The sequence below is a fragment of the Rhodococcus sp. 008 genome, from assembly GCF_001682295.1.
In the GTDB taxonomy this organism is placed as follows: domain Bacteria; phylum Actinomycetota; class Actinomycetes; order Mycobacteriales; family Mycobacteriaceae; genus Rhodococcus_F; species Rhodococcus_F qingshengii.
The window spans coordinates 2,615,167-2,630,389 of record NZ_CP012749.1 but is presented as its reverse complement, the minus strand read 5'-3'; the positions used below and the strand labels follow the sequence as shown (position 1 = coordinate 2,630,389).

Sequence of the window (15,223 nt, the reverse complement as noted above, 5' to 3'; positions counted from 1 at the left end):
CTAACGGTGATCGCCCCGAGGGGCGGTGCACGGATCCGATTGGTACTGCTTCTCGGAATTCTCACCGCCCTCGGGCCGTTCACCGTCGACATGTATCTTCCTGCGCTGCCACAGATCACGCAGGAATTCGGTACGTCGGACACGATGGTTCAGCTGACCCTGACGGGCACACTGCTGGGTCTGGCTTTCGGCCAGTTGCTCATCGGCCCACTGTCCGACATCTACGGACGTCGACGTCCCCTGCTCGTGGGCACAGTAATTCACGTCGGCGCGTCGTTGGCCTGCTTCTTTGCTCCGTCCATCGAAGTCCTCACTGCGCTGCGAACCCTTCAAGGTTTCGGCGCCGCCGCGACAGGCGTGATCGCGATGGCAATCGTTCGTGATCTATTCACCGGACACGATGCGGCAGTTGTACTTTCGCGGCTGATGTTGGTCATGGGCGTAGCGCCCATCCTGGCCCCCTCCATCGGCGGGGCACTGATGTCCGTAACACAGTGGCGCGGAGTCTTTCTCGCTCTCTTCATCCTGGGCATCGCGATGATCGCACTCGCGGCAGTATCGCTGCCGGAAACACTTCCACCCGAGAATCGGTCGGGCAAGGGCATCGGCGCCATCGCGCGAAACTACATTGCGCTCGGCAAGGATGCCCACTTCATGGTGTTGGTGCTCGTGTGCGGTCTCGGCCGCGGCGTTTTGTGGTCGTACATCGCCGCGTCGTCCTACGTGATGCAGGAACAGTTCGGACTGAGCGCCACCGCATACGGATTTGCCTTTGCCGGCGGCGCCGTCGTTCTGATCGGTTCGTCCCAGCTCAACGTCGTGCTTCTCGGCCGGTGGTCGCCGAATTCCATCACGATCTGGGCAATGTGGGGCAGTAGTGCCGTCGGCGCTGCATTTGTTGTTGTTGCCGCCACCGACTCGTGGGGATTCGTCGGGTTTGCCGTCCCCATCCTGCTGATGCTCTGCGCAACGGGTTTTGTCATGCCCAACGCACCGGCGGTTGCACTGTCCCGTCACGGAGAAGCCGCAGGCTCAGCAGCCGCGCTGATCGGATTTGCGCAGTTCGGCGCTGCCGCTGTGGTTGCGCCCATCGTCGGCCTTCTCGGCAACACCAGTCTTGCCGTGGCCATCTCCATGACCGGGGCTTCGGTTCTCGGCGTGATCGCGCTGCTCTGCGTGCGTCGATAAAACGGTTATGCCGAGCGTTCGAGAACCGATACCTTCCGGCTGATCCCTTCGGCCGCCGCGCGCAACGGTTCGGCAAAACGCTCGGTGTCCATTCGATACCGCGGACTCGACACACCGATCGCGGCAACTGCTTCACCAAGTCCACCGAAGATCGGGGCAGCGATACTCGATGTTCCCAGGCGAACCTCTTCGGTCTCGACCGCCAACTGCTGCGAACGAACAGCGTCGAGTTGCCTACGTAACCCGTCTTCCGAGTTCACCGTCCGATCGGTGAACTCGACAAATCCGTTGCCTGTCACCGCTCGAAAAACGGAATCCGGTGAGTACGCGAGTATCGCTTTGCCGGTTGCCGTGGCATACATCGGCAGCCGGCCAGCCACCCGCGACGGCAGGTCCACCCCGTGATGACCGGAGATCTTGTCGATGTACAGAACATCGAGGCCGTCGCGAATCGCGAGGTGAACCGTCTCCCGGGTCGCCGCGTGAAGATCCTGCACATACGTCAAGGACACCTCGCGCAGAATACGTTGACGAGGAACCAACTGCCCCAGTTCGAAGAGCCGTAACCCCAACCTGTACTTGGTTCCGACCCGTTCCAGTAGACCAAGAGACACCAGTTCACCGGCTATTCGATGCACCGTCGCCTTCGCAACACCACTCCGATTCGCAAGTTCGGTCAGCGACAGCGCACCCGAATCCGCATCGAAGGAATCGAGTATCAGGCGCGCTTTCCCCAGCAACGAATGCATCGCCGAGCGCCTCCAGTACACAGAATGTGGTCCACCCAGCGGACCAAGTCTGCTCCAGTCTACTGAGGCATCAGATCTCCGCGCCCACGAATTGGCTGTTGTACAGACGGAAATACGCGCCGCGGGATTCGAGCAGAGCCTCATGGCTCCCCTGCTCCACGATCCGGCCTTCCTCCATCACCACGATCAGGTTCGCATCACGAATTGTCGAAAGACGGTGCGCGATGACAAAGCTGGTGCGGTCGTTGCGCAGAACCGCGGTGGCGCTCTGGACCAGCAGTTCGGTGCGTGTGTCCACCGAACTGGTCGCCTCGTCGAGGATCAGGATGGACGGCTGCGAGATGAAGGCGCGGGCGATAGTGATGAGCTGCTTCTCGCCCGCACTGACGTTGCTGCCTTCCTCGTCGATGACCGTGTCGTAACCCTCAGGCAGAGAGTGCACGAACTTGTCGACGTAGCTCATCTCGGCCGCACGACGAATCTCCTCGTCGGTGGCACCAGGCTTGCCGTACGCGATGTTCTCGCGGATGGTTCCACCGAAGAGCCACGCGTCCTGCAGAACCATGCCGATGCGCGAGCGCAGATCGTCTCGCGTCATGTCGGCGATGTCGATGCCGTCCAAAGTGATACGGCCCGAATTGAGTTCGTAGAACCGCAGGATGAGGTTGACCAGGGTGGTCTTGCCGGCGCCGGTGGGTCCGACGATCGCAACCATCTGACCCGGCTCGGCAGTCAGGGACAGGTCCTCGATCAGCGGCTGTTCCGGCTTGTAACTGAAGGTGACGTTCTCGAACTTGACGCGCCCCTTGTCGACCGTGGGCGACTTCGCACTCTTCGGGTCCTCCGACTGCTCCTCTTGGTCGAGCAGCGCGAAGACCCGCTCGGCCGAAGCGACACCGGACTGCAGCAGATTGGTCATCGACGCGATCTGCGTGAGCGGCTGGGTGAACTGCCGCGAGTACTGGATGAACGCTTGCACATCGCCGAGCGTCATCGTTCCGGATGCGACGCGCATGCCACCCACCACTGCGATGGCGACGTAGTTGAGGTTGCCCAGGAACATCACGGCCGGCATGACCAGACCGGAGATGAACTGCGCCTTGAAGCTGGACTCGTACAGATCCTCGTTCTGCTTGCGGAAGCGCTCCTCGACCTCCTGCTGGCGGCCGAACACCTTGACCAACTCGTGGCCGCTGAACGCTTCCTCGACCTGTGCGTTGATTCCGCCGGTGCTCTTCCACTGCGCCACGAAGTGCTTCTGTGAACGCTTCGCGATGAACGCTGTGACCATGATCGACAGCGGAACAGTTGCCACCGCGATCAAGGCGAGCAACGGTGAGATCCACAGCATCATCACCAGAATGCCCAGGACGGTCATCACCGACATGACCAACTGGCTGAGCGTCTGCTGCAAGCTCTGCGCGACGTTGTCGATGTCATTGGTCACGCGTGAGAGAACATCACCGCGGGCATGGGTATCGAAGTACCGCAAGGGAAGTCGGTGAATCTTCTGCTCGACATCCTCACGCAACCGGCGAACGGTTCGCTGGACCACGATGTTGAGCAGATACGCCTGCAACCAACTGAACAGCGACGCACAGACGAACAGCAGCAGCACGATCATCAAGACCTTGCCGACTGCGTCGAAATCGATTCCGGTTCCAGGCACAACTGCCATGCCGGAAACCATGTCCGCGAGCTGACCCTGCCCCGAAGCGCGCAATCCTTCGACAGCCTGTTCCTTGGTCGTCCCCGGCTGGAGTTGCTTGCTGACGATGCCGTCGAAGATCAGGTTGGTGGCGTTTCCCAGGATCTTCGGCGCGATCGAGGAAAGTACGACGCTTGCCGTCACCAAAGCGAAGATCAGGACGACGATCGGCTTGTCCGGGCTCAAGCGACCGAGGAGACGCTTGAGAGAAGGGCCGAAGTTCATGGCCTTCTTGGTGGGATCGCCGCCGCCGGGCGGGCCGATGGGAGGCGAGGAAGTCGGTCGATTACTCATGATGCGTCCTGTACGGCTAGCTGAGAGGCGACGATTTCGCCGTAGGTGGGACAACTGACCACGAGTTCGTCGTGCGTGCCGATCCCCACGATGGCGCCGTCGTCGAGCACGATGATCTGATCGGCTTCCACGATGGTGGAAATGCGCTGCGCGACAACGACGATGCAGGCGTCTTGCGTGACCGGCCGGAGCGCCGCACGCAGCCTCGCATCAGTAGTGAGGTCGAGTGCCGAGAAGGAATCGTCGAACAGATAGATCTGTGGCTTACGCACCAACGCTCTCGCGATGGCGAGTCTCTGACGCTGGCCACCCGATACCGTCGTACCGCCTTGTGCCACCGGTGTGTCCAGGCCTTCGGGCATGGCGCGGACGAAGTCGGCGGCTTGGGCGATCTCGAGGCACTCCCACAGCCATTCGTCGGTAGCTTCGGGGTTTCCGTAGCGGAGATTGGTGGCGACAGTGCCCGAGAACAGATACGGCTTCTGCGGGACCAGACCGATCACCGAGCAGAGCAGTTCCGTGTCGATGTCGCGGACGTCGACTCCTCCCACCGATACCGATCCGGAGGTGGAGTCGATCAATCGTGGAATCAGGTTAAGCAGAGTGGTCTTTCCCGATCCGGTGCCGCCGATGATCGCCGTCGTCTTGCCGGGTTCGGCACGGAACGTGATGTCGCGCAATACAGGTTCCTCGGCTCCGGGGAACTGGAACTGAGCGCCACGAAGTTCGACGACTCCCGGGTCCTTCAGTTCTCGGACCGGGTTCTCGGGCGGAATCACCGACGAATCCGTGTCGAGCACCTCGGAGATACGTTCGGCGCACACCGACGCACGCGGCAGCATCACCGCCATGAAAGTGGCCATCATGACGGCCATCAGGATCTGCATGATGTAGCTGAGCATCGCGGTGAGCGAGCCGATCTGCATCGAGCCCTCGTTGATCTGATGGCCACCGAACCAGATGACCGCGACGCTGGTGACATTGCTGATCAGCATCACGAGCGGGAACATCAGTGCCATGAGGCGGCCGACGCCGAGTGCAGTCTCCGTCAGCTCACGGTTGGCATCGCCGAAACGCTCTACCTCGTACGGTTCCCGTACAAACGCTCGGACGACACGGATGCCCGTGATCTGTTCGCGAAGAACACGGTTGACGGCGTCGAGGCGGCCCTGCATGACCCTGAATCCGGGGACCATCCGGGCAATCAGGAAACCCATCGAGACTACGAGAAGCGGGACGCTGATCCCCAGGATCCAGGACAGATTCAGGTCCTGACGCAGAGCCATGATGATGCCGCCGACGCACATGATCGGCGCCATGACGAGGATGGTGCAACTCATCACGACCATCATCTGCACTTGCTGGACGTCGTTGGTGTTGCGGGTGATCAGCGAAGGCGCACCGAAGTGCCCGACCTCTCGGGCCGAAAACGTCCCGACCTGATGCAGCACCGAAGCCCGGAGATCGCGTCCGACGCCCATGGCAACTCGCGCACCGAAGAAGACGGCCCCCACCGAGCACAGGATCTGCGTGAGCGTGACCATCAGCATCATCCCGCCGGTGGAGAGGATGTAGCCGGTGTCGCCTTTCGTCACGCCGTTGTCGATGATGTCGGCGTTGAGACTCGGAAGGTAAAGGGCCGCCATAGTCGAAATAAACTGCAGGACGACAACGCCCGTGAGTTCACCCCGGTACGGCATCAGATAAGTGCGCAGCAGCCTGATCAGCATAGTGAGCGAAGGTTACCAATCCTGGCCGACATGTGCCGCTGGATATTTCGATACACAAAAACTGCTGTGCGCCTTTATTAACCGCGGGGGGTTAATAAAGGCGCACAGCAGAGATCAAGCAGATGCGGACTGAAGCTCCGCTTCCTTTTCTTCACGGAGGGCCTTGCTGAGCTTCTCACCCTCGATGTCGACGTTCGGCAGAATCTTGTCCAGCCACTTCGGCAACCACCACGCCTTGTCGCCGAGCAGTGCCATGACGGACGGGATGATCACCATGCGCACGATGAAGGCGTCGAAGAACACCGCCGCGGCAAGCGCGAAGCCGATCGACTTGATGAACGAGTTCGGTTCCGCGATGAAGGCACCGAACACGGAGATCATGATGACCGCGGCCGCACTGACGACCCGGGCGCCATGGTTGAAGCCGATGGTCACGGCCTCCTTCGCGCTCGCGCCGTGGACGTACTCCTCACGCATACGCGTCACGAGGAACACCTGGTAGTCCATCGCGAGTCCGAACACCACACCGATCAGGAAGATCGGCATGAAACTCACGAGTGGTTGCGGGTTCGAGATGATGCCCAACCAACCGTGCTGGAAGATCGCCACCGTCGCACCGAATGTCGCGAGCACGCTGAGCAGGAAGCCGAGCGTCGCCGTCAGCGGAACCAGGATCGAACGGAACACCAAGAGCAACAAGATGAATGCAAGGCCGACGACGACGGCCAGGTAGGGCACCAATGCATCCTTCAGCGTGTCCGAGACGTCGCCTTCGAGTGCGGTCTGACCGGTGATGCCGTAGCTGACGCCGATCGAATCGTTGAGTCCGCCTTCGGCTCCACGAAGGCTGGACACCAGATCCATCGTGGCGGGGTCGGTCGGACCACTCTTCGGAGTGATCAGTACCTGCGCGGTGTCGCCGGCCTCGTTGACCCCGACGACCTGTGCGTTCTGGACGTCATCGAAGCCCGAGATGGTCGAGACGACCTCCGCAAAGGCCTCCCCGGCGGGAACGCTGGCCCCCTTCGCGTCGACAACGGCGATAAGCGGTCCGTTGCGACCGTCACCGAAGCCCTCGTCGATCAGGTCGTATGCCTGACGCGCACTGGTCGCCGGGTCACCGGTGGCCTCCGACGGCAGTGCCAGGCTCAATCCCGTTGCGGGCAGAGCCAATGCGCCCAGAAGCACTACTCCACCGATCAGCGGCACGAGCGGACGACGGACGACGGCACTGATGAAGCGCAGAGCCAACTTCGGCTTGCCCGAATCTTCGTCTTCGGACTCCTCTGCGCGCTTGCTGAGGAAGGGGATCTTGCCGGCAAAAGCCTTGCGTCCGAACATACCCAGGATCGCAGGCAGCAAGGTCAAGGCGATCAGAACCGCGATCAGCACGGTAAAGGCCGCTGCCGCACCCATATCGGAGAGGAACGGGATGCCGACGACGCGCAATGCAACCAGCGCGATGATGACCGTCAAACCAGCGAATACCACTGCGGAACCGGCGGTTCCGACGGCGCGACCTGCTGCTTCGGCACGGTTGTCGGTAAGGGTGAGCTCATGCCTGAACCTGGACATGATGAACAGCGAGTAGTCGATCGCTACGGCCAGACCGATCATGATCGCCAACGTCGGAGTCATCGAACTGAGATCCATGAATCCGGTGGCAACCGTGATTCCGAGGCTGCCGATAGCGATACCGATGATCGCGGTGAGGAGCGGAAGCCCCGCGGCCACAAGCGAACCGAACGTGATGGCCAGAACGACTGCGGCAACGGCGATACCGATCAGCTCGGTGACACCACCGGGCATCTCCGCTTCCTGAGCAGCAGAACCACTGACCTGGACGTTGAGTCCCTCGGCCCGACCGACATCGGCTGCGGAGTTGATCGAATCACGCAACGCCTGATCGAGATCGGCGAAGTCACCGCTGAACGGAACCTCGACGTACCCGACTGTGCCGTCGGCACTGAGCGGCGACAACGCACGCGCGTCGTCCACGGCCTGTGTCTCGGAAGTTCCAGCCGCAGCAGCCTTTTCCTTGAACATCGCAACCATGGAGTCGTTGCCGGTAACCGGATTGACCAACGCCTTCGCGGCCTGTTCCGGAGTGGCAGTCGCCGGGTCCACCTTGGCAGAGTCGGCGACCTTGTCGATGCCACGAATACTCGCGAGCATGTCGTCCATGGCCTTGACGTTCGCCGGATCGGCCAGCGTCGTGCCTGCCGGAGCTTGCACTACGTATCGCGCGCTCAGCGAATCCATAGGATTGGGCGCGTCGGGAAAACGCTCCGCCATCAGGTCTTGCGCCTGCTGCGCCGGGGTTCCCGGAATGGAGAACGAATCCTTGGTGGGGCCGGACAGAGTCGCTGCCCCGACGCCCATCAGGACCAGGATTATCAGCCAAACGCTGAGGACCGCGCCTTTTCGCCGGTAGGCGAACTTGCCGATCCGATAAAGATAGGTGGCCACGACGGGCTCCTTGCTGTTTCGGTGCGTGTACGTGGACAGGTATTACGTGTGGGGCTCAGAGACGAGACATCTCAGGGACGCGACATCTCAGGGGCAGGCGGCGGCGCGGGCAACCCGGCACGAATCTGCCGAAAAGCGTCGTGAACCAACTCTTCCGGACTGGAAGCCTCCGACTTTCCGCCAGTCCAGACGTCGATCACCGATTTAGCGGCTCCGCCCACCGCTCCCAGGAGGAGCGTCGGGTACAGGTCCTTCTCGGCGTCGGTACCGGTGCGTTCCGCCAATGCCTGAACGACTGCACGGTTGATCCGCTGATGCATGTCTGCGGCATCCCGGTAGAGCGCGGGACTCGAATCCGACAGCAGCCAGATACTTGCCTTCTCACTCCCACTCGGACCTGAGTCGTTCACGATTTCGACCACAAGTTCTTCGAGGACGTCGAGAATTGGTTCGTCCGCGGGCCGTGACGCAAGCGCCTCGATCCACAAAGTCACCGATTCCTCGAAACTGGCGAGCACTGCCTCCTCCTTGCTGGAGAAGTAGTTGTGGAACGTCCTCGTCGACACTCCGGCCTCGGAGGCGATTGCGTCAGCGGTGACGCATTCGATCCCCAGCGCACGAGCAAGCCGTGCTGCCGCGCCGCTGAGTGCGGCACGGGTTGCTGCCTTCTTGCGGTCACGAAGGCCTTGTTCGATGATCACCCCAACACGGTACCGAACTTGCAGAGCTCTGCAACTTTGCAGAGGTCTGCAATATTGTGCGATCGAACACACGGCACGGAAACTCGAGGCGTACCTCACACTCACGCACGGCAAATGCCTGAACAGCGCGACAGAGAGGGTTGCGAGCAACTCCACCGCCTGACGCCCCCTGCCAAGTTGACGCGTGAATCAACATGGCCTGACATACTTTGCGGTGAATTAACCGCAATTTGCTCGGCGAAGGAATCTGATGGACCCGCTCCTGCACACCTGGCCGGTTTCGTCCACGGTGATGCTGTGGGGATCGAAGTCCGGACGAGGCTCCGTACTACGTCTCGTCCGTCTCACCATCGGGTTCTGCTCACTCAATTTCTCGATCGTGGCGTTCCTGTTTCTCCTCAGCGGAGAGGGCCCGGACGGACCGTTTGCGCGCAGTTGGCTCGTCGGCATTGCGACCGTCAACCTGATCCCTACGATTCTCTGGTTTGTCGGCCGAATCAGAGGTTCACGCATGCTCAAGCTCTACGGACTGTGGGCAGATCTCGGAACTGCCTCGATTCTCATCACCTTCACCAGCCATAACGCCGCCCTCTTCGGCGCGGCACTCTTTGTCGCCACCGGCGCCTACTTCACCTATTTTCTCGATTACCGCTGGTTGGCCTTCCATCTCGCCTTTGCCACGACATTTGTCATCGCCCTGACGGTGCTCGGCCTGACGAACGGCGACTACTCGACAACCAGCGTGATCGCACGCACGGACGTCGTCCTGTGTGCCGTGATCTTCATTCCGGCCACGATTCAGTTCACCTGGCGGCAATTACTCGCGCGCGCAACGGGATCCAAAGTGGATGCGCTTACCGGCCTGTTGAACCGACGAGGACTGTGGGACATGTCGGAGCGCATCTGGTCGGTCGCGTCGGCAAATCGTGCCGACATTGCTGTTGCCGTCGTCGACATCGACAAGTTCAAGGCGGTGAACGACACGTTCGGCCACGAAGTCGGTGACGCCGTCATCATCCGGACCGGAACGCGCCTGCAGGCGCATGTGAACGGTTTCGGTTACGCCGCGCGCACCGGCGGCGAGGAGTTCACCGTTGTGATGATCGGTACTCCGTACGGACTTCGCAAACGAATCGCGACGCTCCCCAAAGCCGTGGTGAACGCCTCCGACGACCCCCTGGCCACGGTCAGCGTCGGCGCAGCGACGCTACCTTTCATCCCACATCAGGAAGAGTTCGACTACAACGAGTTCTCCCGAGCAATCGTTGCGGCCGATCATCTGATGTACGACGCAAAATCCGCGGGAGGCAACACCGCGAACACTGCTCCTATGGCAGTTCCGCGTCGACGGGCACACTGAAACCGGGCTGTATCAGCGCCGATTCCACGCCTCGGGATCTGCCGTCAGTTCGTGAATGAACTCGGGCAACTCTCCACCTGCAACATCGGTGAGTGTGACATTTTCGAGCACAGCACGGAGGTTGACTCGCACTGCAATCCACACCTCCTTGAGGGGCGTTGCCGGTCCCCCGTAGTCGACGTCTTCCGGTCGCTGACCCCGAATCGAAGCCAGCGGTCCCTCGACAGCTCGTATGACGTCGGCAATCGTGATCTCGTCCGCGGACCGAGCGAGCCAGTATCCCCCGTCCGGGCCTCGACGGCTGTTGACCAAGCCACCGCGCCGCAGGTCCGAGAGCACCGCTTCCAGGAACTTGTGGGGTATTACCTGGGATTTGGCGAGAAACTCGGCCTTGGCCGGGTCAGGACCAACTGCCGCGAGCTCGACCAGAGTCCGCACGGCGTAGTCCACCTTCGCGGTGATATGCACCGGCAATTCCTACCATCGTTCTATGAATAGTCGCAACAAACCTGCGAGTTCTTCGCCGCAAAGGGTTCCCTGACGTTACATTTTGATGCATGATGTAACGATCAGAGCTAAAGAACAGGACAAATCGCGTGTGGGAAACCCTTCTCGAATCATGGAAGTCACTGCTCGAACCGCTCCATGATCCCGTTACGCTCGCAATCCCCGCGTTTGTCATCTTCCTCGCAATCGAATGGTTCGCGGCCCGTGCGCTCGAAGATCATCCCGACGACGCCGACGGACGCGCACGGCCGGCACAGGGCGGCTACCGAAGCGTCGACGCCAGAACCAGCGTTCTACTCGGACTCGTGTCGATCGCAACGAGCACCTTCTGGAAAGTGCTGGCGCTGATCGGCTATTCCGCAATCTGGGTGTATCTCGCTCCGTGGCACCTCTCGCCGACTGCCTGGTACACCTGGGTGATCCTGCTGCTCGGAATCGACGTCCTCTATTACGCGTATCACCGCATCGCACACCGAGTTCGAGTCATCTGGGCCACACACCAGGCTCACCATTCGAGCGAGTACTTCAATTTCAGCACCGCACTGCGGCAGAAGTGGAACAACAGCGGTGAGATCATCATGTGGTTGCCGTTGCCGTTCCTCGGGATCCCGCCGTGGATGGTGTTCGTCGGCTTCTCCGTCAGCCTCGTCTACCAGTTCTTCGTCCACACCGAACGTGTCGGAAAACTCTGGCGGCCCATCGAATTCATCTTCAACACGCCGTCACACCATCGCGTCCACCACGGCTCCGACGCCGAGTACCTCGACCGCAACTACGCCGGAATCCTCATCATCTGGGACCGGATGTTCGGAACCTTCGCAGCCGAAACCCACCGCCCCACCTACGGACTCACGACGCCGGTCGGAACGTACAACATCTGGAAGCTCCAAACGCGCGAATATGCTGCCATTGCTCGCGATTGGAAGGCGTCGACATCGTGGCGGCAGCGAGCCGGCTACGTGTTCGGCCCGCCCGGCTGGGCGCCGAAAGCCGAGGTCACTTCAGCAGAATCCACAGCCCCGTCGCACTGAGCAGGAGCAGAGCGACCGCGAGAGTTGCTCCCATACCCAAAGCGGGCGTTGCCTTTTCGGCCGAAAACTGGGCCAACCGCCTGGGCCGCAACCGACGTTCGTAGACCGTCACCGCGACGACGAGCACGGCAGCGACGGACGGGCCGATCAGGGCCACCGACCCGAACGGCGGCAACCATCTCAGACAGGCGGCAGACAAGCCGAGGATCGACAGACTCGTACGCACGAACGAGAGCGATGTGCGCTCGGACTGCAAGCCCTTGTCCGGAGGCTTGACACCTTCCGACGGTTCCAGCGCGGTCAATCAGTTCACGACCTCGACCACCAGGACGGTCGCGCAGATCACCAGCACGATGCCGACGACCGGCGCCATGAGCGGCACCGGCAACGAGCGCTCAGTTCGCAGTGCACGCTCGGCGCTGATCCAGTGGACAAAGGAAGTGATTGCGATCAGAGCACCGCCGACGAGCAACAACGCGGCCAAGCCGGATCGAACCGTCGGATTGAGAATGTCGCCGCCGAACGCTTCGAGTCCGACGCCCGACGCGACGAAGGCCGTTGCAGTGCGGATCCAAGCCAGATATGTCCGCTCATTGGCGAGCGTGAACCGTGGATCGGGGTCTTCGCCCGTTCGGAACGGTCTCCACCGGGGCATCACCTGTTCATTCCGTCCGGGCAGAGATCGCACACTGCCTTCGGAACGGACAAGAAGAAAGGAAGGTCATGTCCTTAATCTTCCCTGCCCGCCCCGAAGCAGTGCGAATCGGGTGGACGTAATTCAGCTCGCGGCGAGTGAGACCAGGAAGTCCACCGAACCGCTGCCGTCGACGGTGACGAAACCGAGGGACGGAGGCTCGACTCCGAAATCGGTCCAGGTGACCGGAATCGAGCCCGATGCGATCAGCGAATCACCCGAATGCAGCACCGTCATGTCGACCGACACCGGCTTGGACTGACCCTTGAGCGTCAGCGTTCCTGACACCGTGACCGTCGCCGTTGTTCCGTCCGTCGGTACAGCAGACAAGTCCACCGGCGAGTCGATCGTGAACGTCGCCGTCGGATACGTGCTGGTATCCATCACATTGCCCGTGAACTGGCCGTCGCGCCGATCCGAGTCGGTCTTGATGCTTGCCACCTGCACCGTTACTTCGCCGGAAGTGAGCTTTTCACCCTCGACAACCGCGTTTCCGCTCACCTCGCCAGTGGTTCCGACGACGGTCACACTCGATCCGTTGAGAATCTCGTGCACGGTGTATCCCGCTGCCGTCTGGTTGTCCCCCTGCCCGGCGACGACGGTCCATTGCCCGTCGATCGATCCGGACGCCGCCTCCGCGCCCTCAGTGGACACCACGGCCGCCGGTGCATCGTCTTCAGCGATGAACTTCCCGTACGCCCACGGCCCCACGAGCAGGGCGAGTACGACCACAACTACTGCTCCGCCGATCCACCAGATCTTTTTCATGGGCTCGACGATAGTTGCAGCTTCAACAGTTGTCAGGACTTACGACCTGGGAGAACCCTGTGAAAGTGCTCCACGAACACCGAAAGGTGAGCCGCGTCTACAGCCATTAGTAATCATTTGGTAAAGTCGACTGTGCATTCCGGCCCCCAGCCTGGAATGCCTGGGCCGTGCGCATCGAATCATGCATCGATCCCGATGCGCACGGTCTGCCCGAAACACGAATCACACCGATCGAGGGAGCTCGCGATGGCGGACCTGACGCTCCTGACCGACGACGAGTTACGCGAGCGTCGGATCGCCCTCAGTCGATCCCTCACTACCGCAGCAGATTTGATCCCCACCCCGCCACCCTCGTTCTTCGAGAAGCTGAAGCAGGACATCGATGCCGCCGCTGCAGAGTGGATCGCCCGCCGCTCCTGAACGTTCGAATTGCGCACACAGAACCGGTTTTCGATTTCCTCACCGGTTCACCCCGCAAGGGTGATGATGCAGCGGACGGTCACCGGCACCATGACTTCATGGACTCCCCGACCGACTCAATCGCACAAGGTTTCACGCCGGCACACGCTCAACTGGCGAGATCGGCCGGAGTTCCAGCAACGCTGGCCGCTGAGAGTTACGTGGAAGCCCTCGCCCGGATCGTCTATTACTGGGGCTATCCAGCTGTGGACACCTTCGGCCGTACAAACATGTGGGAGATCATGGATGGCAAGACCGGACTCCAACTCGGTCTTCTGCCAGGCGCCGCCAAGAATTACACAGGTGCCCTCACCGACTACATGAGCCCGGCGCAGCGGTGGGTCGTCTCACCCAACAACGACACGATCTACGGCGCAGGATTCGCCGATCTCACCGACGAAACCGCAGTGATACAGACCCCGACCGAGGTACCCGACGGCCATTACTGGACTATCCAGATCGTCGACGTGCTGACCAATGTGACTCACCAACTTGGTTCGGCGACAGGCACTCCCGGCGGAAAGTTCCTTCTGGTCGGACCTGATTGGGATGGCGAGTTGCCGGAAGACTTCCTCGATGTGCTTCGATCACCGACGAACGTGGCTGGTGTCTTCCCTCGCAGTTTCGCAGCACGTTCCGAGGCGTCCAAGCAGCAGGCGCGGTCGGTGCTCGACCAGATCGGCATGTACCCGTTCAGCGAGGATCGACCCGGCCCGCGGTCCTTCGGCTACGAGGCCCACGCCGCGAACTCGATCTACCCTCAGGGCGTCACCGCCGAAATGTTGGCGGTCGATCCCGACGCCAGTCGACCTCAATGGGTGAAGCCGGAATCTTTCTGGACCGATCTTGCAGCAATGCTCGATTTCAACCCGACCATGGGCGCAGCAGACACCCCGATGGCTGATCAAGCCAAGACGCTTGTCGCACTGTATCGTTCGGACAAGTCGTACCGAGCGCTGCTCGACCGCGCCGCGCTCCGCGCCGACGTCGCCCTCCATCAATCGGCGAGCTACGTCCAAACCGGGGTCGACGCAGGCAACGGATGGCAACGGCAACGCAACAGTGGCCTGTGGGGCACCGACTGGTTCGGACGGGCGCTCGCGGCCGTCATCTACATTTACGTCAACGACTTTCACGAGGCTGTCTACCTCATCCGGGGTACCGACCGCGACGGAGCGTTACTCCACGGCCGCGAGCGGTACACCATGACCTTCACAGAAGACGCACTCCCACCCGTCGACCGCAGTCGCGGCGGCTTCTGGTCTCTGACCATGTACGACAAGGACGCATTTATGCTCGCCGACGCACCGGGTAACCGCGTCAACCTCGGCACCGTCAATCTCGACGCGGGCGATCTCGTCTTTCGTGACGGGAAGCTCACCTTGCACCTGTCTCACGACGAGCCGACCGATCCGGATGCTCGTGCCAACTGGCTACCCGCTCCGCACGACGAATTTCGACTGATCATTCGCAGCTATGTCCCCGACAAATCAGTCCTCGATGAAACCTACCGATTCCCTGACGTCGTCCGAGCAACGGGACTATAGGCGCCACCAAGCACAAAA

General features: G+C 61.2%; 14 protein-coding genes. 5 read left to right on the top strand and 9 right to left on the bottom strand.

What is annotated here, in order from left to right:
• Window positions 1-6: 6 nt before the first annotated feature.
• Window positions 7-1,188, top strand: a complete 1,182-nt coding sequence (locus AOT96_RS12320; protein ID WP_019746495.1) for a multidrug effflux MFS transporter — start codon at window positions 7-9, stop codon at window positions 1,186-1,188.
• A 5-nt stretch (window positions 1,189-1,193) separates the two neighbouring features.
• Here the strand turns inward: AOT96_RS12320 and AOT96_RS12315 are convergent, their stop codons facing one another.
• The 5 genes from AOT96_RS12315 to AOT96_RS12295 all read right to left on the bottom strand — a co-directional run bounded on the left by AOT96_RS12315 (window position 1,194) and on the right by AOT96_RS12295 (window position 8,839).
• Window positions 1,194-1,937: an IclR family transcriptional regulator gene (locus tag AOT96_RS12315; RefSeq protein WP_007731643.1), complete on the bottom strand. Its 744-nt coding sequence runs from the start codon at window positions 1,935-1,937 to the stop codon at window positions 1,194-1,196.
• Window positions 1,938-2,007: 70 nt separating this feature from the next.
• Window positions 2,008-3,939, bottom strand: a complete 1,932-nt coding sequence (locus AOT96_RS12310; protein WP_003943946.1) for an ABC transporter ATP-binding protein — start codon at window positions 3,937-3,939, stop codon at window positions 2,008-2,010.
• Window positions 3,936-5,669 carry an ABC transporter ATP-binding protein gene (locus AOT96_RS12305; protein ID WP_054188631.1) on the bottom strand — a complete coding sequence of 578 codons (1,734 nt, stop codon included), beginning with the start codon at window positions 5,667-5,669 and terminating at the stop codon, window positions 3,936-3,938. The genes AOT96_RS12310 and AOT96_RS12305 overlap by 4 nt, the downstream gene beginning before the upstream one ends.
• Before the next feature lie 114 nt (window positions 5,670-5,783).
• Entirely contained in the window at window positions 5,784-8,138 is a 2,355-nt protein-coding gene (locus tag AOT96_RS12300; protein WP_003943813.1) for an MMPL family transporter, read from the bottom strand.
• A gap of 71 nt (window positions 8,139-8,209) precedes the next feature.
• Window positions 8,210-8,839 (bottom strand): TetR/AcrR family transcriptional regulator, encoded by a 630-nt coding sequence (locus AOT96_RS12295; RefSeq protein ID WP_003943912.1) that lies wholly within the window; start codon window positions 8,837-8,839, stop codon window positions 8,210-8,212.
• A gap of 250 nt (window positions 8,840-9,089) precedes the next feature.
• Between AOT96_RS12295 and AOT96_RS12290 the strand changes: the two genes are divergently transcribed.
• Window positions 9,090-10,199 (top strand): GGDEF domain-containing protein, encoded by a 1,110-nt coding sequence (locus AOT96_RS12290; protein WP_003943790.1) that lies wholly within the window; start codon window positions 9,090-9,092, stop codon window positions 10,197-10,199.
• 12 nt (window positions 10,200-10,211) lie between these two features.
• On the opposite strand, the gene AOT96_RS12285 is transcribed toward AOT96_RS12290, so the two are convergent.
• Window positions 10,212-10,667, bottom strand: coding sequence for an RrF2 family transcriptional regulator (locus AOT96_RS12285; RefSeq protein WP_003943908.1), 456 nt, complete (start codon window positions 10,665-10,667; stop codon window positions 10,212-10,214).
• 128 nt (window positions 10,668-10,795) lie between these two features.
• Here AOT96_RS12285 and AOT96_RS12280 point away from each other — a divergent pair, with 128 nt between their 5' ends.
• Entirely contained in the window at window positions 10,796-11,737 is a 942-nt protein-coding gene (locus tag AOT96_RS12280) for a sterol desaturase family protein (protein WP_003943902.1), read from the top strand.
• On the opposite strand, the gene AOT96_RS12275 is transcribed toward AOT96_RS12280, so the two are convergent.
• The 3 genes from AOT96_RS12275 to AOT96_RS12265 form a co-directional block, all read right to left on the bottom strand.
• Complete coding sequence (locus tag AOT96_RS12275) at window positions 11,703-12,041, bottom strand: DUF202 domain-containing protein (RefSeq protein WP_065351799.1); 339 nt, start codon at window positions 12,039-12,041, stop codon at window positions 11,703-11,705. The two genes, AOT96_RS12280 and AOT96_RS12275, sit on opposite strands and share 35 nt — an antisense overlap.
• Window positions 12,042-12,392, bottom strand: coding sequence for a YidH family protein (locus AOT96_RS12270; protein WP_003943804.1), 351 nt, complete (start codon window positions 12,390-12,392; stop codon window positions 12,042-12,044).
• A gap of 123 nt (window positions 12,393-12,515) precedes the next feature.
• Window positions 12,516-13,199 carry a YceI family protein gene (locus AOT96_RS12265; protein WP_003943876.1) on the bottom strand — a complete coding sequence of 228 codons (684 nt, stop codon included), beginning with the start codon at window positions 13,197-13,199 and terminating at the stop codon, window positions 12,516-12,518.
• A gap of 246 nt (window positions 13,200-13,445) precedes the next feature.
• On the opposite strand from AOT96_RS12265, the gene AOT96_RS35680 reads away from it, so the two are divergent.
• Window positions 13,446-13,619, top strand: coding sequence for a hypothetical protein (locus tag AOT96_RS35680; protein WP_003943953.1), 174 nt, complete (start codon window positions 13,446-13,448; stop codon window positions 13,617-13,619).
• Window positions 13,620-13,717: 98 nt separating this feature from the next.
• Complete coding sequence (locus AOT96_RS12255; RefSeq protein WP_231917434.1) at window positions 13,718-15,205, top strand: DUF1254 domain-containing protein; 1,488 nt, start codon at window positions 13,718-13,720, stop codon at window positions 15,203-15,205.
• The last annotated feature ends 18 nt before the right edge of the window (window positions 15,206-15,223 follow it).

What these genes read in the sequence shown, in the direction of transcription:
- AOT96_RS12265 (WP_003943876.1), bottom strand. Translation starts at nt 13,199, where the DNA reads ATGAAAAAGATCTGGTGGATCGGCGGAGCAGTAGTTGTGGTCGTACTC.
- AOT96_RS35680 (WP_003943953.1), top strand. Translation starts at nt 13,446, where the DNA reads ATGGCGGACCTGACGCTCCTGACCGACGACGAGTTACGCGAGCGTCGG.
- AOT96_RS12270 (WP_003943804.1), bottom strand. Translation starts at nt 12,392, where the DNA reads ATGCCCCGGTGGAGACCGTTCCGAACGGGCGAAGACCCCGATCCACGG.
- AOT96_RS12305 (WP_054188631.1), bottom strand. Translation starts at nt 5,669, where the DNA reads ATGCTGATCAGGCTGCTGCGCACTTATCTGATGCCGTACCGGGGTGAA.
- AOT96_RS12290 (WP_003943790.1), top strand. Translation starts at nt 9,090, where the DNA reads ATGGACCCGCTCCTGCACACCTGGCCGGTTTCGTCCACGGTGATGCTG.
- AOT96_RS12315 (WP_007731643.1), bottom strand. Translation starts at nt 1,937, where the DNA reads ATGCATTCGTTGCTGGGGAAAGCGCGCCTGATACTCGATTCCTTCGAT.
- AOT96_RS12255 (WP_231917434.1), top strand. Translation starts at nt 13,718, where the DNA reads ATGGACTCCCCGACCGACTCAATCGCACAAGGTTTCACGCCGGCACAC.
- AOT96_RS12310 (WP_003943946.1), bottom strand. Translation starts at nt 3,939, where the DNA reads ATGAGTAATCGACCGACTTCCTCGCCTCCCATCGGCCCGCCCGGCGGC.